The following is a 20,595-nucleotide window of genomic DNA, read 5'->3' as shown; positions in this document are numbered from 1 at the left end:
TCTTTGCGTTAAGTGAAGAGCGGCGGGCGCAAGGCCCGCCGTTATCATCCGTTTACCGTCACCGCTTGGCAACGATCAGTTGGCAACGATGTTGAGCAGCTTGCCCGGCACATAGATCACCTTGCGCACGGTCAGGCCGTCGGTGAACTTCTGTACCGAGGCGTCGGCCATGGCCAGCTTCTCGACGTCGGCCTGGCTGATTTCGGCCGGCACGGTCAGTTTGCCGCGCATCTTGCCGTTGATCTGCACCACCACCAGCTTCTCGGTCTCGACCATGGCGGCCTCGTCGGCGACCGGCCAGGTGGCGTGGTCGATGTCATCGCCCTTGCCCAGCATCTTCCACAGCTCGAAGCCGATGTGCGGAGTTATGGGGTAGAGCATGACCACGACCGCTTCCATCGCTTCCTGCATCAGGGCGCGATCCTGAGGCTCGGAGCCCAGTTTGGCCAGGTTGTTCATCAGCTCCATGATGGCGGCGATGGCGGTGTTGAAGGTCTGGCGACGACCCACGTCATCGCTCACCTTGGCGATGGTCTTGTGCAGCTCGCGACGAATCGCCTTCTGCTCACTGGAGAGGGCCGCCACATCCAGCGCCGGCACGGCGCCACCGGCAACGTGTTCGAAGGTGATGCGCCACAGGCGACGCAGGAAGCGCTGGGCACCTTCCACGCCGGAGTCGGACCACTCCAGGGTCATCTCGGCCGGGGAGGCGAACATCATGAACAGGCGGACGGTATCGGCGCCGTAACGCTCCACCATCAGCTGCGGGTCGATGCCGTTGTTCTTGGACTTGGACATTTTGGTCATGCCGGAGTGGATGACTTCGCGGCCCTCAAGGTCCACCGCCTTGATGATACGGCCTTTCTCGTCACGCTCCACCTTGACGTCGGTCGGGCTGACCCAGACGTTGCCACCCTTTTCGTCCTTGTAGTAGAAGGCGTCGGCCAGCACCATGCCCTGGCAGAGCAGGCGCTTGAACGGCTCGTCGCTGTTCACCAGGCCCGCGTCACGGAGCAGCTTGTGGAAGAAGCGGGCGTAGAGCAGGTGCATACAGGCGTGCTCGATGCCGCCGATATACTGATCCACCGGCAGCCAGTGGTTGGCAGCCGCGGGATCCAGCATGCCCTTGTCGTAGTCCGGGGAGCAGTAGCGGGCGTAGTACCAGGAGGACTCCATGAAGGTGTCGAAGGTATCTGTCTCGCGGAACGCTTCCTGACCGTTGTAAGTGGTCTTGGCCCACTCGGCATCGGCCTTGATCGGGCTCTGGATGCCGTCCATCACCACGTCTTCCGGCAGCAGTACCGGCAGCTGGTCTTCCGGCGTCGGCACTACTGTGCCGTCAGCCAGGGTCAGCATGGGGATGGGGGCGCCCCAGTAGCGCTGACGGGAGACACCCCAGTCGCGCAGGCGGTAGTTGACGGTGCGTTTGCCCTTGCCAATTGCCTCCAGCTTGGTGGCGATGGCATCGAAGGCCGCCTGGAACTCGAGACCGTCGAACTCGCCGGAGTTGAACAGCACCCCTTTCTCTGTGTAGGCCGCCTCGCTCACGTCTACTTCGCCATCGGCCGGCTTGATCACCGCCTTGATGTCGAGGCCGTATTTGGTGGCGAATTCGAAGTCACGCTGGTCGTGACCCGGTACCGCCATCACGGCGCCGGTGCCGTAGTTCATCAGCACGAAGTTGGCGACCCAGACCGGGACCTTGCGACCATCCAGCGGATGAATGGCGTACAGGCCGGTGGCCATGCCCTTCTTCTCCATGGTGGCGAGCTCGGCTTCGGCCACCTTGGTGTTTTTGCACTCTTCGATAAAGGCGGCCAGCTCCGGATTGTGTTCGGCAGCCTGCAGGGCCAGCGGGTGGCCGGCGGCGATGCCCACGTAAGTCACGCCCATGAAGGTGTCCGGACGGGTGGTGTAGACCTCAAGGTGCTCATCCTGCCCATCGATGGCGAAGCTGATGTTGACCCCTTCGGAGCGGCCAATCCAGTTGCGCTGCATGGTCTTGACCATCTCGGGCCAGCCTTCGAGGTTGTCGATGTCGTTCAGCAGCTCTTCGGCGTAGTCGGTGATCTTGATGAACCACTGGGGGATCTCTTTCTGTTCCACCGGGGTGTCACAGCGCCAGCAGCAGTTGTCCACCACCTGCTCGTTGGCCAGCACCGTCATGTCGTTCGGGCACCAGTTGACGGAAGAGGTCTTCTTGTAGACCAGACCCTTCTCGTAGAGCTTGGTGAAGAACCACTGCTCCCAGCGGTAGTAATCCGGCTTGCAGGTGGCCAGCTCGCGATCCCAGTCATAACCCAGACCCAGCATCTTCAGCTGGTTCTTCATGTATTCGATGTTTTCGTAGGTCCAGGGGGCCGGCGCCGTGTTGTTCTTGATGGCGGCGTTCTCGGCCGGCAGGCCGAATGCGTCCCAACCTATGGGTTGCAGCACGTTCTTGCCATTAAGGCGTTGATAACGTGAGATAACATCACCTATGGTGTAGTTGCGCACGTGACCCATGTGTAGACGACCAGACGGATAGGGGAACATGGACAGGCAGTAGAACTTCTCCTTGTCTACTTTCTCCACGGCCTTGAAGGTTTTCTTGGCATCCCAGTGCTTTTGCACTGCTGGTTCGATTGATTGGGGAACGTATTGCTCTTGCATTGGTGACATCCGGATCTGTGAAATGGATAGATAAATCAGCTGGGAAATCGCAATAGAATACCCATATCCAGCGGCGGCAACAACCGCCAGCGTCCCTCGGGCCTCAAGCCGGGTCTGATCGGGGTTTAGTAGAGGAGGAACGGCCATGGACAAACATAAAAAAGGATACGAAACCTTCATCGCCGAGCTGAAAAAGCAGTGGCAGGAGACCGGAGAGTTCCAGGGAGAGCGTCTCAACCGGATGATTGCCAGGGTGCAGGCCTATCTGGAGGCGGCCAGCGATCTGACCCAGGACGAGCTGGCACTGATCGCCGAGTACGTGAAGCGGGATCTGGGCAACTATGATGAGGGGCGCAGTGACGAGGCGGTGGAGGAGTCAGCCTTTATGCTGGCGCTCAAGGACACTGCCTGGTCCTGGCTGGCGGACGTGACCGATCGGGCACAGGTGGAGTGGCGCGAATTGGCGGACGAGCTGGAGCATAAGGGCGTCTACGAGGCGGGGGAGTGGGTCGGGCTGGGGGTCATGGAGTGCAACCAGTGTGGCTGGCGCCATAAGGTTCTTCGTCCCGAGCAGCTGGATACCTGTCCCGAATGCGGCGGCACCGAATATCACCGCGAACCCCTCTCGCCCTGATTGCCAATCTCTTGAGCATCCAACGAAGAGAGGCGCCATCAGGCGCCTCTTTGTGATTATTCGGTGGTGTTACTTGCCCGCCACGGCGAGGCCGCCAAAGCGGATCAGCGGGGCATAGAAGCCCTTGCCATCGTTGTGATGCAGGGTATCGCCGACTGCTTCAAGCTCTCCCAGCAGGCGATAGAAGTTGCCCGCCACCGTGACGCCGCGCACCGGCTGGATACGCACCCCGTCTCGGCAGAGGAACCCTGACGCGCCAAAGGAGAAGTCGCCGCTGACCGCATCGGCGCCCGAGTGCAGGCCGTCCAGCTTGACCAGCTCCAGATAGTCGCCGCTCTGCACCTCTGCCTCGCTATGAGGGCCGGTACCGAACACCAGGTGACGAGGGGTCACATCCAGCGCACTGCGGGCGCCGCGAGCCGCTGAGCCGTTGCTCGCCACGTCGAAGTGGCGGGCGGTAGCGCTGTTGTGCAGCAGGGTCTTGAGTTCCCCCTCGCCAATCAGCAGCAGATCCGAGGTGGGGGCACCCTCGCCGTCGAAGGCCTTGATGTTCATGCCACCCGGCATATGGACCCGACTCTCCAGAGTGAGCCAGCGGGAGGCAACAGGTTGCCCAACCTTGTCTCGCCAGGGGTTGATCCCCTGCTGGGCCCACTTGCCCGAGAGCGCCGCCTGGAAGCAACCAAACAGGCTGGCGAAACAGTTGGTGTTGAAGATAACACTGTAGCGGCCGCTCGCGACCGCCTCACCTGGCAGCAAGCCCGCGGCCACGGCATGGATCTGCCGGGCAAGGGTCTGGCTGTCCAGCTCGTCGAAGCGACGGCCATATTGCCCCTGGGAGTGCATGGATTGTCGGCCATCCCGCTCGACCAGGGCCGAGGTGTAGCAGCCGACGGAAAATTCGCCGTGTTCGCAGAAGGTGCCCAGACTGTTGGCGAGCCAGAGACGGCTCTCCCCTTCGAAGAAGCTGTTGTAGGGGGCGCCGGTCACATCCGGCAGGGCCAGCATGTCCGATTCGAGGCGCAGGGCCAGGGCGATCTTCTCCTCCACTGGCGTGGTGTCGGGCTGATTGATCTCGGCGCAGTCGGTGGTGAGCCGGCTGTTGGCGACCGAGATGGCCTGATCCGCATCCACCTTGGCAAAGCGGCTGGCGTCACAGGCATCCTGCAGCATGGCATCGAGCGCGGCCTCATCGAGGGACTCGGAGTAGGCGATGCCGACCCGGCCCTCTTTGATCAGGCGAATACCGATCTGCTGGCTGCTGGTGACCTTGTATTCCCCAATCTCCCCCTTGTCGGCCTTGAGGGAGAAGGCCCTGTCCTGATTGGCGATGATATCCGCTTGTGCATTGATATCGGCGACCTTGTCCAGCAGGCGGGCAAGCAGTTGGTTCATGTCGATGGTGCTCATCAGGCGTTCCTCCCGATCAGCATAAGGTCCACTTTCAGGCGCTTAATGGTGTCATTCATCAGGCGTTCCCCCCTACCAGCATAAGGTCTACTTTCAGGCGCTTAATGGTGTCATTCATCAGGCGTTCCCCCCTACCAGCATAAGGTCCACTTTCAGGCGCTTAATGGTGTCATTCATCAGGCATTACCCCCCACCAGAATATTGTCCACTTTCAGGGCGGGCTGGCCGACCGAGGTGGGCACAGAGCCGGAGACGGAGCCGCACATACCGGCGGCCAGCGCCAGATTGCGGCCCACCATGGAGATCTCTTTAAGCACCTGAGGGCCGGTGCCGATCAGGGTTGCCGACTTGAGCGGCCTGGTCACCTTGCCGTGTTCGATGAGGTAGGCCTCCTGCACGTTGAAGTTGAACTCGCCGGTACCCGGTTGCACCGAGCCGCCACCCATTTTTTTGGCATAGATGCCGTGTTCCACCGTGGCCAGCATCTCGTCCAGGCTGTAGTTGCCCGGCTCGATATAGGTGTTGCGCATGCGCGAGGTGGGGGCGAACTTGTAGGATTCGCGCCGCCCCGAGCCGGTGCGGGCGTAACCTGTCTTGAGGGCGCCCATCCTGTCCACCAGAAAGCCGGTCAGCACCCCATCCTTGATGAGCTGGGTGTGCTGGGTCGCCATCCCTTCGTCATCGACGTTGATGGAGCCCCAGGCGTTGCCTTGCAAGCCTTCGTCCACCGCACTGACCGCGGGATTGGCGATCAGCTGGCCCATCTTGTCGTGGAACACCGAGGCCTTCTTGGCCACCGAGGTGGTCTCCAGCAGATGGCCGCACGCCTCGTGGAAGATGACGCCGCCAAAGCCGCTCTCCATGATGACCGGCAGGGTACCGCTCGGGCAGGGGGCGGCGCCCAGCTTCACCAGGGCCTGGCGGGTGGCGGTGAGGGCCAGCTCGCGCGGATCGATGCGCTCGGCGTGTTCCCAGCCCATCAGGGCGCCGGGGGCCTCGTAGCCCATGCTCTGCTCGCTCCCTTCCCGGGCGATGGCCTGGGCCATGATGCGGTTGTAGTGGCGACGATCACTGACCTGCAACCCTTCGCTGTTGAAGATCTCCACTTCCTGCTCCCAGCCCAGCACGTTGCCGGAGAACTGGCTCACCTTGTCGCTCTCGGCGCGGGCCGCGGCATCCATGGTGTGCAGATAGGCGATCTTCTGCTCCAGCAGCTTGTCCGCCGACAGGGGCAGGGCCACCGGATGGCGGTCGGTGAGACGGGTGAAATCGAAGGCGGTGGCGGTCACCACGGGGTCACGCCTGTCCTTGGCCGCCAGCAGGGTGACGATACGCAGCAGCTCGTCACGGCTGGTCTGGTTGGTGTAGCCGTAGAGCACCTTGTGGCCGTAGCACAGGCGCACGCCGATGCCGAAATCAAGGCCACCGCTGATGTTCTCTATCTGGCTGGAGAGCAGGCTGAGCTGGCTGCGGCGCTTGCGCTCCACAAACAGCTCGGCAAAGTCGGCACCCAGCGCCAGGGCGTGATCGAGCACATCGCGGGCGATGGCAGGGGCCAACAGGGAGAATGAGGTCATAGAATTTCCTTTTCTGATCTGTCCGTTTGCTTCCGGCGCCCTGCTTTGCTTGTTATGGGGCGTCAGACTCATTGTTACAGACCAGCACAAAAAAGTCGCTATAGCGTCATACGATGATACCGATTGAGAAAATCGGCGCGAGATATGCGCCCAAGCGGTCAGTACTCGGGCTGACCGCCGGGCATCAATCAGAGGAGTTCGTGGATTTCGGCCAGGATCTGGTCGACCCACTGCTCGATGCGGGAATCGGTCTGGTCGTACTGGTTTGCATCGTCGAGGGCCAGGCCGACGAAGTGGCGACCATCGTCGATCAGCGCCTTGGAGGCATCGAACTCGTACCCCTCGTTGGGCCAGTAACCCACCAGTTTGACCCCCTTGGGCACCAGCTGATCGTGCAGCATGCCGAGGGCATCCTGATACCACTCGCCGTAACCGAGCTGATCGCCAAGGCCAAACAGGGCCACGATGCGCCCCTCCAGCTCCAGATCGGCGATATCTTCCCAGCGCGACTCCCAGTCCTCCTGCAGCTCGCCAAAGTCCCAGGTGGAGATGCCGAGGATCAGGATGTCGTAATCCTGCATGCGCACCAGGGGCACATCCTTGATGTTGTGGATGTCGACCAGCTCGGGGCCGATGAGGGCGCGGATCTTCTCGGCGGCCATCTCGGTGTAGCAGGTGGTGGAACCGTAAAACAGACCAATCTTCATCGCTCTTCTCTTGACTGCTGTGGGCTGCGCCATGTTGGCAACCTAAGGGGAGGGCGCCAGTCTAGCAGATTGCCGGGGCCCCTTCACTGCCCTCAGATATTGGTGGGCGGGCTCGGGCTTGCACGGGAGGCGAGCCCGCGCGCTACAATGGGCCATCTTTTCTCTGACTGCGGCGCATCATGAGCAAGCCTGACTCCCATCCCCTGATCGAACCTTTTCTCGACGCCCTTTGGCTCGAACGAGGGCTGTCTGACAACACGGTCAGCTCCTATCGCACCGACTTGGAAAAATTCGCCCTCTGGCTCGACGGGCAGGGCTGCTCCCTGCTGCTGGCGGGCATGGATGACATTCAGCACTACCTCGCCTGGCGGGTCGACAACCAGTTTGCGGCGAGCAGCACGGCTCGCTTTCTGTCGGCCCTGCGCCGTTTTTACCAGTATCTGAACCGGGAAAAATTGCGCAGCGACGATCCCACCGTGCTGCTGGAAGGGCCCAAGCTGCCCAAGAAGCTGCCGGCCGATCTGAGTGAAGCCGAGGTGGAGGCCCTGCTGCAGGCCCCGCTGGTGGACGATCCGCTGGAACTCAGAGACAAGGCGATGCTGGAGCTGCTTTACGCCACCGGGCTGCGGGTCTCCGAGCTGGTGGGGCTCACAGCCGAGCATGTCAGCCTGCGCCAGGGGCTGGTGCGGGTGGTGGGCAAGGGCAACAAGGAGCGGCTGGTGCCCATGGGGGAAGAGGCTGTCTACTGGCTGGAGCGCTATTACCGGGAAGGGCGCGGTCTGCTGCTTGGCGGCACCAGCTCGGACGTGGTGTTTCCCTCCAAACGGGCCCAGATGATGACCCGACAGACCTTCTGGCACCGTATCAAACTCTACGCCCTGCGCGCCGGCATCAACGGGGAGCTCTCCCCCCACACTCTGCGCCACGCCTTCGCCACCCATCTGCTCAATCATGGCGCCGACCTGCGGGTAGTGCAGATGCTGCTGGGCCATGCCGATCTCTCCACTACCCAGATCTACACCCATGTGGCCAATGAGCGGCTCAAGGCGCTTCACGGCGAGCATCACCCGCGCGCCTAGGCCAGATAGAGGCGGTTTTTCCCCTCCTGCTTGGCGCGATAGAGGGCGGCATCCGCTTGCGCCAGCACCTGGGCCGGCGGAGCATCCAGCGCCTCGGCAAGGCCGCCGCTGAAACGCACTTCGAGGGGGGGCTCGCGCCACTCCTGATCCACCATGGCCTGGCGCCACGCCTCCATCAGCTGGTGGGCCTGGGCCAGCTCTCCCTGCTCGAAGATGGCCACCATCTCTTCGCCGCCAAAGCGGCACAGGGTCGCCTGCTCTTCCAGCAGTTGGCGGCCGATGGCGGCGGTGCGTCTCAACACGGCATCCCCGATGGGGTGGCCATATTCATCGTTGATCTGCTTGAAATTGTCGATGTCGATGATGGCAAGCACATAGGGAACGTGCTCCTGGTGCAGCCTGGCGAGCAGGCCGTCCATGTAGCGGCGGTTGTAGAGCCCGGTGAGGGCATCGCGCTGGGCCTTCTCGCTCTCGGCCTGCATCTGGTCGGAAATCATGGTGATCTCGTCCTCAAGCTCCTCAATACCCGGAATGCTGGGGATGGCGATGGGCTGTCCGGGCGGGGTAACCCGCAGCAGGCGCACCACCTGCACCAGCATGCTGATGGTATTTTCCAGGCGCTGGTGGAAGATGATGGCTACCAGTATGAACATGGCCAGGGAGAGGATCAGCCCCACCATCATGGTGGGCAGCAGCTCCTTGATGACGAAGGAGTTGCTGAACGGGAACACGGTAATGACCTGCCAGCTGGGGTTGTTGGTCAGGGTGTAGTAGGCGATCAACTCGTCATCCCCGGTCGTGAGGGTGCCATTTTGGCCCTTGACTCGGGGCAGCCAGGGCTCATCGGGCGGGGTGACATTCAGGAGCGGGTTGCTGTGTGCGATGATGAGCTGATGTTGGCGATCGTAGAGCAGATAAGCCATCTGTTTCCCGCCCTGCAACATGCGGCCGATCCGGTCCGAGACCTTCGCCAGATCGACATCAATGCCGACCACGGCCACTACCTTCCCGCTCGGGTTCAATACCGCCCGCGACAGGGTGATCACCGGAATGTGCTGGACGCTGTCGAGATAGGGAGCACTCCAGGTGTTGATCCCCGGGGTATGAATGGCAGCCTGATACCACTGCTGCTTGGCCATGGTTTGAGTAGATGGAGTCGCCAGATGGTTGAAGTTGACCAGGGAGTTATCGCGCTGCACATAGTAGAGTCCCTTCAATAAGCTGCCCGAGCGGCTGAGTTGTTGCCACACCGAGTTGTGCCGCGCCTTCATCTCCGGCGGGAGCATACCGTCATAGGCGGCGAGATCGGCCGCCAGAATGTTGAGCTGCTCCTCGACCGAACTCAGCGCGTTGTCCCACTGCTGGGCCGTGCTGCTGCTGAAAAACTCCATGCGATCGCGCACGACATTCTGTTGTTTGATGGCAAACAGGTAGAAGCTGCTGGCTGTCATCAGCAACAGGGGCAGGGAGAGCAACAGCAAATAGCGCAGAATGAAACCATGTTTCGGTCTGGTCTTCACTGTCGGGGATGTCATGGCGATGACTCCTGTAGATTTTGCATGTATTCGATCACGATGTGGCGCGAGAGCCGCGAGCGTTTAGCCCCAGGCTGAATTGTGCCGTAGTCTACGGTGTTGTGGCCTAGTGTCAGCAAAAAAACCGCCGAAAGGCGGTTTTTTGTACACACGACAGGGGCGGGTGCTTATTTCTCCTGCCGGGCCTTGAGCAGATCGCGGATTTCGGCGAGCAGTTCCTGATCCTTGGTCGGGCCGGCCGGTGCCGCCGCGGCTTCCTCTTCCTGTTTGCGCTTGAGGGTATTGATCGCCTTCAGCCCCATGAAGATGGCGAAGGAGATGATCAGAAAGTCGATGATGGTCTGGAGAAACTTGCCATAGGCGATGACCACGGCCGGGGCCGATCCTTCCGCCGCCTTGAGCGTGATGGCCAGATCGCTGAAATCCACCCCTCCCAGGATCAGACCTATGGGTGGCATGATGACGTCGCCGACGAACGAGGAGACGATCTTGCCAAAGGCGGCCCCTATGATGATACCGACCGCCATGTCGATCACATTGCCTCTGGATGCAAAGGCTTTGAACTCCTGGATAAGACTCATTATTTCCTCCGAAACCGGACAAGATAGAGTGTGGATCGCGTGGGCGATCCGCATCAGGAAAACGGAGGCCACGCCGCGTTGTTCCTGTCGTCTTCTCTAGCTTGCTGAGGTTGCATCTCCTTGGCAATCGGGGAACGCAGATTTTTTGGTGCCAAGGGAGTATTAATAATCAAGCAAATAACGGATTGAATAACAGGTGCCATCCATATTAGTGTGTTGGACTCAATCATTTATGCTGCAAGAGTAAAATAGTGAAGCATTTAATATCGATGGCAATGCTTCTATGCACATTTGCTGCCTATGCCGGGGTGAACCCGCAAACCCTGAAGGAGACGGTCTCCAGCCGGTTGGGGGTTCCCGTCTATCTGGTGGATCGCACCCCGATCCCCGGGCTCTACATGGTGGGCACCTCCCAGGGCGTGCTCTATAGCGATGCCAACGGAGACTATCTGGTGCAGGGGGTCATGCTGGACATGACCCGCGACATGAAAAACCTGACCCTCTCCGGCCTGCGTCATCAAAGGCGCATGGCGCTGGCGCAGATAGGTGAGCCCCCCATGCTGCTTCGGGCAACGAAAGAGACGCACCGGATCACCCTCTTTACCGATGACGCCTGTACTGATTGTCGCCGGGCGCTGGATCAACTGCCCCGCCTGCAGGAGTTGGGTGTCACGGTGCAACTGCTGCCGATCGTGTCGCCCGCCGGCGAGCAGGATCGGATCTCGCCGGAGCAGTGCGAGGCTGGCGCCTGGCGTCACCCCCAATTCAGTGAACATTTGCCAGTGGCGCGCTGTAGTGAGATCCTCTCCCACTATATCGGCCTGAGCCAGTGGCTCGGGATCAAGGCGCTGCCGAGCTGGGTCCTGCCAAACGGAGACCTGGTGCGCGGTTACCAGAGCCCTGAACAACTGCTCAAGATACTGGATCACATCAATGCCCCTGCAAATCCGTCGTCGTCCGCGAGTTGATGATTCCCATCTGCCCGCCACCCTTCATCCCCTGCTGCGGCAAATCTTCGCCAGTCGTGGCGTAGCAGATCCCGCCCTGCTGGAGCGCAGCGCCAATCAGCTGCTGCCCCCCCGGCGCCTGTTTGGTATGGCGCAGGCGGTGCCGCTGCTGGCGGATGCCCTGGCCGCACAGAAGAGGATCCTTATCGTCGGTGACTTCGACTGCGACGGCGCCACCAGCTCGGCCCTGTGCGTACTGGCCCTGCGCGCCATGGGTGGTCGCCACATCGATTTTCTGGTGCCCAACCGCTTCGAGTTCGGGTATGGGCTCACCCCGGAGATCGTCGAGCTGGCGGTGGCCCGCGGCGCCGAGTTCCTCATCACGGTGGACAACGGCATCTCCAGCATCGCCGGGGTGGCGGCGGCCAAGGCGGCCGGCATGCAGGTACTGGTTACCGATCACCATTTGCCGGGCCAGGAGCTGCCTGACGCCGATGCGATAGTGAACCCCAACCAGCATGGCTGCGACTTCCCCTCCAAGTCCCTGGCCGGGGTGGGGGTGGCCTTCTACCTGATGGCGGCCCTCAACACCCACCTCAAGCAGGCGGGCTGGTACGAGCGCCTCGGCATCCTGGCCCCCAATGTGGCGGACTATCTGGATCTGGTAGCCCTCGGCACTGTGGCCGACGTGGTGGCGCTCGATGGCAACAACCGTATCCTGGTCCATCAGGGGTTGCAGCGGATCCGGGCCGGCCGCTGCCGCCCCGGCATTCAGGCGCTGGTGGACGTGTCGGGTCGGGATGGCCGCCGCCTCACCGCCGCCGATCTGGGCTTCGCGCTGGGGCCACGCCTCAACGCGGTAGGCCGCCTTGATGACATGTCCCTCGGGGTCGCCTGCCTGTTGTGTGACGACCTCAACCTGGCGCGCCAGCTGGCGTCCGAGATGGACAGCCTCAACCAGGAGCGCAAGGAGATAGAGCAGGGGATGCAGCAGGAGGCCCTCGCCACCCTGGAGCAGATCCGTTTTCGCGATGGCGAAGTACCGTCGGGGATTGTATTGCATCGGGACGAGTGGCATCAGGGGGTGGTGGGGCTGGTGGCCTCCAAAGTGAAGGAGAAGTACTACCGCCCGGTCATCGCGTTTGCCGAGAGCAGCGAGACCGAGCTCAAGGGGTCAGGGCGCTCGATCCCCGGGGTGCACCTGCGCGATGCGCTCGAATTGCTCGATACCCGCCACCCGGGGCTGATGGGCAAGTTTGGCGGCCACGCCATGGCGGCGGGGCTGACCCTGCCCAAGGCCAATATCGAGGCGTTCGGTCGTGCTTTCGAAGCGATCATCAGCGAGCTGGTGACACCTGAGCTGCTGACCGGGGTGCTGCTCACCGATGGTGAGCTCTTGCCGGACGAGCTCAACCTCGAGCTGGCCGAGCTTATTCGCGCCTCCGGCCCCTGGGGTCAGGCCTTCCCCGAGCCGCTGTTTGACGGCGAGTTCGTGCTGGTGCAGCAGAGGTTGGTGGGGGAGAAGCACCTCAAGATGATGCTGACGACCGACTCTGGCCATGCGGTGGATGCCATCGCCTTCGGGGTCGATTTGCAGCGCTGGCCCGATGCCTCGGTCAAGCGGGTGCGGCTGGTCTACCGGCTCGATGTCAACGAGTGGCGCGGTAATCGCAGCGTGCAACTGTTGGTGGAGCATCTGGAGGCCGCCGGCCTCTGATCCCGTGAGTCTCTCTTGCTGCCGATAACGGTCACTCTGGGGTGGCCGTTTTTTTATGGAGTGAACCCGGATTTTGCCGTTGACCCGTCTATTGCTTCACAGTTTAAGCTTCCCTTCATCGGGTCACGGACCCCACTGCGAGTCGCTGTCATGAAAATATCCGAACTGGCCAGGCGCTGCGGCCTGGCCCGCTCCACCCTGCTCTATTACGAGAAGCTGGGGGTGATTGCGGGAACGAGGGCCACCAACGGTTATCGCCACTACGACGAATCCGATCTGCAGCGTCTGCAAATGGTGCAGGCGCTGCAGGCGGGGGGGCTCAGCCTCAAGCAGTGCCTCGCTTGCCTGGCGGGGGAGATAGATCAGGAGGTATTGCAAGCCCGGGTCAGAGAGCTGGACGGCGAGCTGGCGCGGATGCAGAGAGCGCGGGATCTGCTGGCAGGCCTCGCTGGCTTGCGTACTGGCTCCGGCGACGAGTTCAAGGCCTGGCAGTTACAACTGCAGCGTGAAGCGCCAGAGGCCTACTTCGACTGGGTGATGAAGCAGGGATTCAGTGAAAAGGAGCGCTACCACTTGCAGTGGCTCAGCAAAGACATGAACGAGCATGATCGTTACATCCGGGATTTTAAACAGTTGCTGGATGGCATGAGCTATTGGGGACCGGGAGAGCGCGCCTTCACCCAGCAGCAATTCGCCGCGCTGCCCATGGCGCCTCGCCGGATCCTCGACATGGGCTGTGGGCGCGGCGCCGCGACCCTGGCGCTGGCACAGGTGACGGATGCCGCCATCGTGGCCATCGACCTGGACGAGGAGGCGCTGGCCGCTGTGGCCAGATCGGCCAGCGCGGCTGGCTTTGAGCAGGTCACCACCCTGTGCGCCAACATGACGGCGTTGCCGGTGGATCTGGCCCCCGCCGACCTTATCTGGGCCGAAGGGAGCGCCTACACCATAGGGGTGGCCAATGCGCTCAAAGCCTGGCGGGCGCACCTTGCCGGCCCTGATGCCTGCATCGTGCTAAGCGACCTGGTGTGGCTGACCGACACGCCGCCAGAGGAGGCGCTGGTGTTCTGGCAACGGGATTATCCCGCCATGCAGGCCTTGGCTGGCCTGCTCAAGACGGTGCAGGAGGCGGGTTATCGCTGCCTGTGGCACACCCAGCTGCCGCAAAGGGCCTGGCACAACTATCTGGATCCCATCGAGCGCAATCTGGCGCGCCATCGTGCCGAGCTGGGAGATAGCCCAGCCTGGCAGGATCTGAGCCGGGAAGTGGCCATCCACCGCCAGTACCTGGGCAGCTATGGCTATGTGATCTGTTGCCTGCAGGTGGCCTGATCATCCCATCAAGCGAGAGAGAAAGAACAACATGAACATAATTATTCGACCCGAAACGGATGCTGACTATGATGCCATCGAAGCGGTGACCGTGGCCGCATTCCTCAAGGCTCCCCATACCGATCACAACGAGCAGCTGATCGTGCGCGACCTGCGCCAGGCCGGGGCACTCAGTCTGTCGCTGGTGGCCGAGCAGTCAGGTCAGGTGGTCGGCCACCTCTGCTTCTCACCGGTGACCATCACGGATGGCAGCAAGAACTGGTTTGGCCTTGGTCCCATCTCGGTACTGCCCGAGCTGCACGGCAAGGGGATAGGGTCACACCTGATGGCGGAAGGGCTGGCCGCTCTAGAGGAACAAGGTGCGGACGGTTGTGTAGTGCTGGGGGATCCTGGCTTCTACGGCCGCTTTGGCTTTGAGCAGACCCCGGCGTTGCTGCTACCCGGTGTGCCACCCGAGTACTTTATGGCCAGATCGTTTGGTGCAGCCAGTGCCCGTGGTGAGGTGAGCTACCACCCGGCTTTCAATCAGGGATAACAAGACAGAATTGCGGTCAGAGGCCGCCGTGTCTGGATAAAAAATGAGGCGCCTTATGGCGCCTCTTGTCTATGGTACTTCCTTAACGCGGGATCAGCGCTCGCCGGCCCAGGGGTGAGCCTTGGGGCGCAGCGCCAGTGCCAGCACCAGCAGCAGGGCGGTCAGGCCGTACAGGGGCCAGTTGCCAAAGCGCTGGTAGGGGGTCTCGCCATGGGCGGGGCGCACTTCGCTGCGCAGCACCGCCGCCTCGAACTGCGGGATCTGGCCGATGATGCTGCCATCGATTTCGGTGACGACCGTAATGCCGGTGTTGGTGGCGCGCAGCAGCGGGCGCGCCAATTCGAGGGCGCGCATCCGGGCGATCTGCATGTGCTGCCAGGGACCGATACTGGTGCCAAACCAGGCATCGTTGGAGACGGTCAGCAGGAAGTCGGTCTCTGGCGTGACATTGCGGCGCACCTCTTCCGGAAAGATGATCTCGTAGCAGATGGCCGCGGCAAACTTGAGCCCCTTGGCGATCAGGTTGGGCTGGATCGCATCGCCCCGGCTGAAGGAGGACATGGGCAGATTGAAGAAGGGGGCGATGGGGCGCAGCAGATCTTCAAACGGCACGAATTCGCCGATGGGCAGCAGGTGATACTTGTTGTAGCGATTCGGGTGGTTGTAGAAGTAGGACTCCTTGCCGTCCGCATCCTGTACCCCCATGCCGAGCACGGTATTGTAGAAGCGCTGCTGCTCCTGGTCGTAATGAATGATCCCTGCCAGCAGGCCGGTCTCGTTCACCTTCATCGCCTTGTCCAGATTCTCCAGATAGGGGCCCATCTGCTGCTCGAGGGCCGGGATCGCCGACTCCGGCCAGACGATGATGTCGGCATCCTGATTCTCGCGACTGAGATCCTGATAGGTGCGCACCGTAGGGGCCAGCGCCTCCGGATCCCACTTGAGGGACTGGGCGATATTACCCTGCACCAGCGCTACCTTGACCGGCTCGCCCCGGGTGACCCAGTCAATCTGCATCAGGCTGTGACCACCTGCCACCAGGGCGGCGGGCAGCAACAGCCAGAAGGGAGAGCGGGACTTCCACACCATCCAGAGGGCGGAGCTGGCGAGCAGCAGCGCGAGCGTGATGCCCTGCACCCCCAGAATGGGGGCGAAGCCCTTGAGGGGGCCGTCGATCTGGGTGTAGCCGAACCAGAGCCAGGGGAAGCCCGTCATCACCCAGCCGCGCAGCCAGTCTGCTACCAGCCAGAGTGCCGGGAAGGCGAGCAGCCAGCGGCTCCAGTGACGGCCGCCAAAGAAGCGGGCGAAGACCCAGCAGGCCAGCGCCGGATAGAGCGCCAGATAGGCGGAGAGCAGGGCCAGCAGCACGAAGGCGACCGGCAGTATGATGCCGCCAAATTCCGTCATGCTGACGTGGATCCACCACAGCCCCGGCAGAAACAGCCCCATGGCGTAGCCAAAGCCGCGCCAGGCCGCCTGGCTGGGGGTTGCCTTGTCCAGCAGGGCATAAAGGCCGAGCAGGGAGGGGATCACCAGCGGCCAGTAGTTGAAGGGGGAGAAGGCGAAGACGGCGCAGGCTCCGGCTGCCAGGGCACTGATACTTAACAGGATTTTGGATGTCACGGGTGATGTTTTCACGGGTGATGGATGCTCGTCTTGGGCTGCTGGGTTGAATGGGCGGTATCTTACCCCGTAAGGCGGGTGACCGCGAGCCTGCAGATAGCACAACGCCCCGTGGTCGGGGCGTTGTTGGTATCATCCAAGGCGGCGTTATTGTGGCTCTGATTGGGCCACCGCGTGGTTCTCCGGGATCTTCACCTGCAGTTGCTGCAAACGGCGCCGGTCGGCGTGCATCACCTTGAACAGGTAGCCATCCAGCTCGATCTCCTCGCCCTTCTTGGGCAGGTGGCTGAAGGCGTGCATCACCAGACCGCCCACCGTATCCACCTCTTCATCGCTGAACTTGGTGCCGAAGAAGTCGTTGAAATCCTCGATCTCGGTGAGGGCGCTGATGGAGAAGACCCGCTTGCTGAGACGACGGATCTCTTCGGGCTCGTCCTCGATATCGTCAAACTCGTCGTCGATCTCGCCGACGATGAGCTCCAGTATGTCTTCAATGGTCACCAGACCGGAGACGCCACCAAACTCGTCGACCACGATGGCCATGTGGTAGCGCTCTTCGCGAAACTCCTTGAGCAGGCGGTCGACCCGCTTGCTCTCGGGCACGATCACGGTGGGGCGCAGAATGTTCTCGAGCTGCAGCGGTTCTTTGGCCAGATCGCCGCCGAAACCGAATGGCAGCAGATCCTTGGCGAGCAGTATGCCCTCGACGTGATCCTTGTCTTCGTTGATCACCGGGAAGCGGGAGTGGCCGGATTCGATGATCACCGGCAGGATCTCGTCCACCGGCTGGGATTTCTCGATGGTCACCATCTGGGAGCGGGGGATCATGATGTCGCGTACGCGTAGATCGGCGATCTCCAGCACCCCTTCGATCATGTCCTTGGTGTCTTGATCGATGAGGTCGCGCTCTTCGGCATCGGCTATCACGTCTACCAAATCATTGCGGTCTTTTGGCTCGCCCTGGAAGAGTTGGCTGAGTTTGTCGAGCCAGGTTTTCTTCGGCGAGCCGGTACTAGGGTGATCGTCGGTCATTTTTTCTCTTGGTTACTCATTAAAGATACAGATGTTTTGTCTTTGCTATATGAGGATGGCCAACATCCGTTTCAAGCTGCCGGCCCGCCCCTTTCGCCATTACACTTCGTCGTTCAGATAAGGGTCGGCGTAGCCGAGTTCCTGCATGATGTCGCGCTCGAGCTGCTCCATCTCTTCGGCTTCCTCATCCTCGATATGGTCATAACCTAGCAGATGCAGACTGCCGTGCACAACCATGTGCGCCCAGTGGGCCTCCAGCGGTTTGCCCTGTTCGCTGGCCTCGCGCTCCACCACCTGGCGGCAGATGACGAGATCGCCGAGCAGCGGCAGCTCGAGGCCAGGGGGCGCTTCGAACGGGAAGGAGAGCACATTGGTGGGCTTGTCCTTGCCGCGATAGGTGAGGTTGAGCTCGTTGCTCTCCGCCTCGTCGACGATGCGTACCGTCACCTCGGCCTCGGTCTGAAAGCCGAGGATAGTGCCATCGAGCCAGCCCTGCAGCTGGGCTTCGCTCGGCAGCCCCTCGGTGCTGGCACTGGCCAGTTGCAGATCCAGGGTCACGCTCATTGTTCGTTCTCCTTGCGGGTGTTTGCCGCGCTCTTCTCGGCTGCCTGAGCGGCATCGAATGCCTCGTAGGCTTGCACGATGCGGGCCACTACCGGGTGGCGCACCACGTCGGTGGACTGGAAGAAGTTGAAGGAGAGGCCGTCGACATTCTGCAGCACTTCCAGGGCATGGCGTAGGCCGGACTTGGCGTTGCGCGGCAGGTCGATCTGGGTGATGTCGCCGGTGACCACCGCCTTGGAGTTGAAGCCGATGCGGGTCAGGAACATCTTCATCTGTTCCGTGGTGGTGTTCTGGGCTTCATCCAGAATGATGAAGGCATCATTGAGGGTGCGACCGCGCATATAGGCGAGCGGCGCTACCTCTATGATGTTGCGCTCCATCAGCTTCTCCACTCGCTCGAAACCCAGCATCTCGAACAGGGCGTCGTAGAGCGGGCGCAGGTAGGGGTCCACCTTCTGGGAGAGATCGCCGGGCAGGAAGCCGAGCTTCTCACCCGCTTCCACCGCCGGACGGGTCAGCAGAATGCGACGGATCTCCTGACGCTCCAGGGCATCCACCGCCGCCGCGACCGCCAGATAGGTCTTGCCGGTACCGGCCGGACCAATGCCGAAGCAGATGTCGTGGCGCACGATATTGGCGATGTACTGGGCCTGGTTGGGGCTGCGTGGCTTGATGAGGCCGCGCTTGGTCTTGACCGTCACTTCCTTGCCATAGGGGATGCTCGGCGTCGGCTCGTCATCCTGCTCCAGCACCCGCGACTCCAAAATGGCCAGATGAACCATGTCGGGGGTGATGTCGGTCACCTTGCCCCCCTTGAGGGGCTGGGTCTCGACGTAGAGATGCTTGATGATGACGGCAGCTGCATCCACCTGGGCCTGCTTGCCCAGCAGCTGGAAGTGGTTGTCGCGATAGCTGATCTCGATGCCGAGGCGGCGCTCCAGCTGCTTGAGGTTGTCATCGAACGGGCCGCAGAGGCTGGCGAGGCGCTGGTTATCGGCGGGCTCCAGATGCAGATTCAGGGTCGAGATGTGTCGGCTCACGGTATCCTCGTCTCAAGGCGCTCCCCCTGCGCCCGGGCACAGGGGGAGGAGGGGATTAATGGGGAGTGAAGGCGGCCACGCCCAGCTCGTCCGGCACGTTGTCGGGACGACGGGCCAGGATCTCGCTCGGGGCGGTGGCGATACGCAGATTCATCTCGCTCTCGCCGCGGATAAAGGTGCCGCGCAAGGAGTTGGGCAGCACCTCGGTGATCTCCACGTCGGCAAAGCCGCCGATCAGGGTGTGCGGGCCTTCGAAGTTGACCACCCGGTTGTTCTCGGTGCGACCGCACAGCTCCATGGGATTGAGCTTGGAGGGCCCCTCCACCAGGATGCGCTGGGTGGTGCCCAGCATGGCGCGGCCAATCTGCATCGCCTGGTTGTTGATGGCGTGCTGCAGGCGGGACAGACGGGCTTTTTTCACCTCCATGTCGACATCGTCGGGCATGTCGGCGGCCGGGGTGCCGGGACGCGGGCTGTAGATGAAGCTGAAGCTCATGTCGAAACCGACATCCTCGATCAGCTTCATGGTGGCCTCGAAATCCTCATCCGTCTCGTTCGGGAAGCCGACGATGAAGTCGGAACTGATGGTGATGTCGGGACGGGCGGCGCGCAGGCGGCGGATCTTGGACTTGTACTCCAGCACTGTATGCGGGCGCTTCATCATGGTCAGGATGCGATCAGAGCCGCTCTGCACCGGCAGGTGCAGGAAGCTGACCACTTCCGGCGTATCCTTGTAGACCTCGATGATGTCGTCGGTGAACTCGATGGGGTGGCTGGTGGTGTAGCGCACGCGGTCGATGCCGTCGATGGCCGCCACCAGGCGCAGCAGCTCGGCGAAGGTGCAGATGCCGCCATCGAAGGTTGCGCCGCGATAGGCGTTGACGTTCTGGCCGAGCAGGTTCACTTCGCGCACACCCTGCTGGGCGAGCTGGGCGATTTCGTAGAGCACGTCATCCATCGGCCGGCTCACCTCTTCACCACGGGTGTAGGGCACCACGCAGAAGGAGCAGTACTTGGAGCAGCCTTCCATGATGGAGACAAAGGCGGTGGCCCCTTCGGCGCGCGGCTCGGGCAGGCGGTCGAACTTCTCGATTTCGGGGAAGCTGACATCCACCTGGGCGCCACGGCCCTCCTGAACCTGTTTGATCATCACCGGCAGGCGGTGCAGGGTTTGCGGACCAAACACGATATCCACGTAGGGCGCGCGGCTGCGAATGGCGTCGCCCTCCTGAGAGGCAACGCAGCCACCCACACCGATCACCAGATCGGGCTTGCTTGCCTTGAGCTTCTTCCAGCGCCCCAGCTGGTGGAACACTTTTTCCTGCGCCTTTTCGCGAATGGAACAGGTGTTCAGCAGCAAGACGTCTGCCTCTTCGGGCTCTTCGGTCAGCGTGTAGCCATTGCTGGCATCCAACAGGTCAGCCATCTTGGACGAGTCATACTCGTTCATCTGGCAACCCCAGGTTTTAATGTGAAGTTTCTTGCTCATTGCTTCTCTTGACTGGTTTTGAAATCGGCATGGTCAAAGGACCGCGCATTTTACTCCGCAATCGGGGTGCTGACCAGTTAATATCCAGTCGCCATGGCGGCCAGCGAGCCTCTTGTTCAATCGAGGGTGTATTTATTTCCC

The 20,595-nt window shown here is 61.8% G+C and carries 17 protein-coding genes; 6 read left to right on the top strand and 11 right to left on the bottom strand.

The window, feature by feature from the left end; genetic code table 11:
• Positions 1 to 75: 75 nt before the first annotated feature.
• Positions 76 to 2,652: a leucine--tRNA ligase gene (gene leuS, locus I6L37_RS21320; RefSeq protein WP_201940445.1), complete on the bottom strand. Its 2,577-nt coding sequence runs from the start codon at positions 2,650 to 2,652 to the stop codon at positions 76 to 78.
• Between the two features lie 145 nt (positions 2,653 to 2,797).
• On the opposite strand from leuS, the gene I6L37_RS21315 reads away from it, so the two are divergent.
• On the top strand, positions 2,798 to 3,286 hold the full coding sequence (locus I6L37_RS21315; protein ID WP_026458125.1) for a zinc ribbon-containing protein: 489 nt from the start codon (positions 2,798 to 2,800) through the stop codon (positions 3,284 to 3,286).
• Positions 3,287 to 3,355: 69 nt separating this feature from the next.
• Here the strand turns inward: I6L37_RS21315 and I6L37_RS21310 are convergent, their stop codons facing one another.
• The 3 genes from I6L37_RS21310 to fldB form a co-directional block, all read right to left on the bottom strand.
• Entirely contained in the window at positions 3,356 to 4,696 is a 1,341-nt protein-coding gene (locus I6L37_RS21310; RefSeq protein WP_216992906.1) for a TldD/PmbA family protein, read from the bottom strand.
• Between the two features lie 176 nt (positions 4,697 to 4,872).
• The gene (locus I6L37_RS21305) at positions 4,873 to 6,273 is read right to left on the bottom strand and encodes a TldD/PmbA family protein (protein WP_216992905.1); all 1,401 of its coding nucleotides are present in this window, start codon (positions 6,271 to 6,273) and stop codon (positions 4,873 to 4,875) included.
• Positions 6,274 to 6,461: 188 nt separating this feature from the next.
• Positions 6,462 to 6,980 (bottom strand): flavodoxin FldB, encoded by a 519-nt coding sequence (gene fldB / locus I6L37_RS21300; protein ID WP_042025718.1) that lies wholly within the window; start codon positions 6,978 to 6,980, stop codon positions 6,462 to 6,464.
• Between the two features lie 179 nt (positions 6,981 to 7,159).
• Between fldB and xerD the strand changes: the two genes are divergently transcribed.
• Positions 7,160 to 8,059 carry a site-specific tyrosine recombinase XerD gene (xerD, locus tag I6L37_RS21295; protein WP_216992904.1) on the top strand — a complete coding sequence of 300 codons (900 nt, stop codon included), beginning with the start codon at positions 7,160 to 7,162 and terminating at the stop codon, positions 8,057 to 8,059.
• Here xerD and I6L37_RS21290 read toward each other — a convergent pair.
• Both I6L37_RS21290 and mscL read right to left on the bottom strand, forming a co-directional pair.
• Positions 8,056 to 9,594, bottom strand: a complete 1,539-nt coding sequence (locus I6L37_RS21290) for a sensor domain-containing diguanylate cyclase (RefSeq protein WP_216992903.1) — start codon at positions 9,592 to 9,594, stop codon at positions 8,056 to 8,058. The genes xerD and I6L37_RS21290 overlap by 4 nt on opposite strands.
• Positions 9,595 to 9,761: 167 nt before the next feature.
• Positions 9,762 to 10,175, bottom strand: a complete 414-nt coding sequence (mscL, locus tag I6L37_RS21285; protein ID WP_026458293.1) for a large-conductance mechanosensitive channel protein MscL — start codon at positions 10,173 to 10,175, stop codon at positions 9,762 to 9,764.
• 275 nt (positions 10,176 to 10,450) lie between these two features.
• Here mscL and I6L37_RS21280 point away from each other — a divergent pair, with 275 nt between their 5' ends.
• From I6L37_RS21280 to I6L37_RS21265, 4 genes are all read left to right on the top strand, one after another.
• A complete protein-coding gene (locus I6L37_RS21280) occupies positions 10,451 to 11,143 on the top strand; it encodes a disulfide isomerase DsbC N-terminal domain-containing protein (protein ID WP_254203523.1) in 693 nt (230 codons plus the stop codon).
• Entirely contained in the window at positions 11,109 to 12,839 is a 1,731-nt protein-coding gene (gene recJ / locus I6L37_RS21275; RefSeq protein ID WP_216992901.1) for a single-stranded-DNA-specific exonuclease RecJ, read from the top strand. Before I6L37_RS21280 ends, recJ begins: the two co-directional genes overlap by 35 nt.
• 150 nt (positions 12,840 to 12,989) lie before the next feature.
• The gene (locus I6L37_RS21270) at positions 12,990 to 14,171 is read left to right on the top strand and encodes a MerR family transcriptional regulator (protein ID WP_216992900.1); all 1,182 of its coding nucleotides are present in this window, start codon (positions 12,990 to 12,992) and stop codon (positions 14,169 to 14,171) included.
• Positions 14,172 to 14,202: 31 nt separating this feature from the next.
• Positions 14,203 to 14,706, top strand: a complete 504-nt coding sequence (locus I6L37_RS21265; protein WP_216992899.1) for a GNAT family N-acetyltransferase — start codon at positions 14,203 to 14,205, stop codon at positions 14,704 to 14,706.
• Positions 14,707 to 14,799: 93 nt separating this feature from the next.
• Here the strand turns inward: I6L37_RS21265 and lnt are convergent, their stop codons facing one another.
• From lnt to miaB, 5 genes are all read right to left on the bottom strand, one after another.
• On the bottom strand, positions 14,800 to 16,344 hold the full coding sequence (gene lnt / locus I6L37_RS21260; RefSeq protein WP_216992898.1) for an apolipoprotein N-acyltransferase: 1,545 nt from the start codon (positions 16,342 to 16,344) through the stop codon (positions 14,800 to 14,802).
• 132 nt (positions 16,345 to 16,476) lie between these two features.
• Positions 16,477 to 17,361: a CNNM family magnesium/cobalt transport protein CorC gene (gene corC, locus I6L37_RS21255; protein ID WP_026455931.1), complete on the bottom strand. Its 885-nt coding sequence runs from the start codon at positions 17,359 to 17,361 to the stop codon at positions 16,477 to 16,479.
• Positions 17,362 to 17,460: 99 nt separating this feature from the next.
• Positions 17,461 to 17,925: an rRNA maturation RNase YbeY gene (gene ybeY / locus I6L37_RS21250; protein ID WP_201940427.1), complete on the bottom strand. Its 465-nt coding sequence runs from the start codon at positions 17,923 to 17,925 to the stop codon at positions 17,461 to 17,463.
• Entirely contained in the window at positions 17,922 to 18,965 is a 1,044-nt protein-coding gene (locus I6L37_RS21245; protein ID WP_042025710.1) for a PhoH family protein, read from the bottom strand. Before I6L37_RS21245 ends, ybeY begins: the two co-directional genes overlap by 4 nt.
• A gap of 55 nt (positions 18,966 to 19,020) precedes the next feature.
• Positions 19,021 to 20,454: a tRNA (N6-isopentenyl adenosine(37)-C2)-methylthiotransferase MiaB gene (gene miaB / locus I6L37_RS21240; RefSeq protein ID WP_042025709.1), complete on the bottom strand. Its 1,434-nt coding sequence runs from the start codon at positions 20,452 to 20,454 to the stop codon at positions 19,021 to 19,023.
• Between the last annotated feature and the right edge of the window lie 141 nt (positions 20,455 to 20,595).

It is taken from the genome of Aeromonas sp. FDAARGOS 1407, assembly GCF_019048725.1.
GTDB classification, from domain to species: domain Bacteria; phylum Pseudomonadota; class Gammaproteobacteria; order Enterobacterales; family Aeromonadaceae; genus Aeromonas; species Aeromonas enteropelogenes.
The sequence above is the reverse complement of the archived record's forward strand: the minus strand, read 5'-3'. Positions and strand labels throughout refer to the sequence as shown.

What these genes read in the sequence shown, in the direction of transcription:
- I6L37_RS21290 (WP_216992903.1), bottom strand. Translation starts at nt 9,594, where the DNA reads ATGACATCCCCGACAGTGAAGACCAGACCGAAACATGGTTTCATTCTG.
- fldB (WP_042025718.1), bottom strand. Translation starts at nt 6,980, where the DNA reads ATGAAGATTGGTCTGTTTTACGGTTCCACCACCTGCTACACCGAGATG.
- I6L37_RS21315 (WP_026458125.1), top strand. Translation starts at nt 2,798, where the DNA reads ATGGACAAACATAAAAAAGGATACGAAACCTTCATCGCCGAGCTGAAA.
- miaB (WP_042025709.1), bottom strand. Translation starts at nt 20,454, where the DNA reads ATGAGCAAGAAACTTCACATTAAAACCTGGGGTTGCCAGATGAACGAG.
- xerD (WP_216992904.1), top strand. Translation starts at nt 7,160, where the DNA reads ATGAGCAAGCCTGACTCCCATCCCCTGATCGAACCTTTTCTCGACGCC.
- I6L37_RS21265 (WP_216992899.1), top strand. Translation starts at nt 14,203, where the DNA reads ATGAACATAATTATTCGACCCGAAACGGATGCTGACTATGATGCCATC.
- corC (WP_026455931.1), bottom strand. Translation starts at nt 17,361, where the DNA reads ATGACCGACGATCACCCTAGTACCGGCTCGCCGAAGAAAACCTGGCTC.
- mscL (WP_026458293.1), bottom strand. Translation starts at nt 10,175, where the DNA reads ATGAGTCTTATCCAGGAGTTCAAAGCCTTTGCATCCAGAGGCAATGTG.
- I6L37_RS21310 (WP_216992906.1), bottom strand. Translation starts at nt 4,696, where the DNA reads ATGAGCACCATCGACATGAACCAACTGCTTGCCCGCCTGCTGGACAAG.
- recJ (WP_216992901.1), top strand. Translation starts at nt 11,109, where the DNA reads ATGCCCCTGCAAATCCGTCGTCGTCCGCGAGTTGATGATTCCCATCTG.
- I6L37_RS21305 (WP_216992905.1), bottom strand. Translation starts at nt 6,273, where the DNA reads ATGACCTCATTCTCCCTGTTGGCCCCTGCCATCGCCCGCGATGTGCTC.
- I6L37_RS21270 (WP_216992900.1), top strand. Translation starts at nt 12,990, where the DNA reads ATGAAAATATCCGAACTGGCCAGGCGCTGCGGCCTGGCCCGCTCCACC.
- leuS (WP_201940445.1), bottom strand. Translation starts at nt 2,652, where the DNA reads ATGCAAGAGCAATACGTTCCCCAATCAATCGAACCAGCAGTGCAAAAG.
- ybeY (WP_201940427.1), bottom strand. Translation starts at nt 17,925, where the DNA reads ATGAGCGTGACCCTGGATCTGCAACTGGCCAGTGCCAGCACCGAGGGG.
- I6L37_RS21280 (WP_254203523.1), top strand. Translation starts at nt 10,451, where the DNA reads ATGCTTCTATGCACATTTGCTGCCTATGCCGGGGTGAACCCGCAAACC.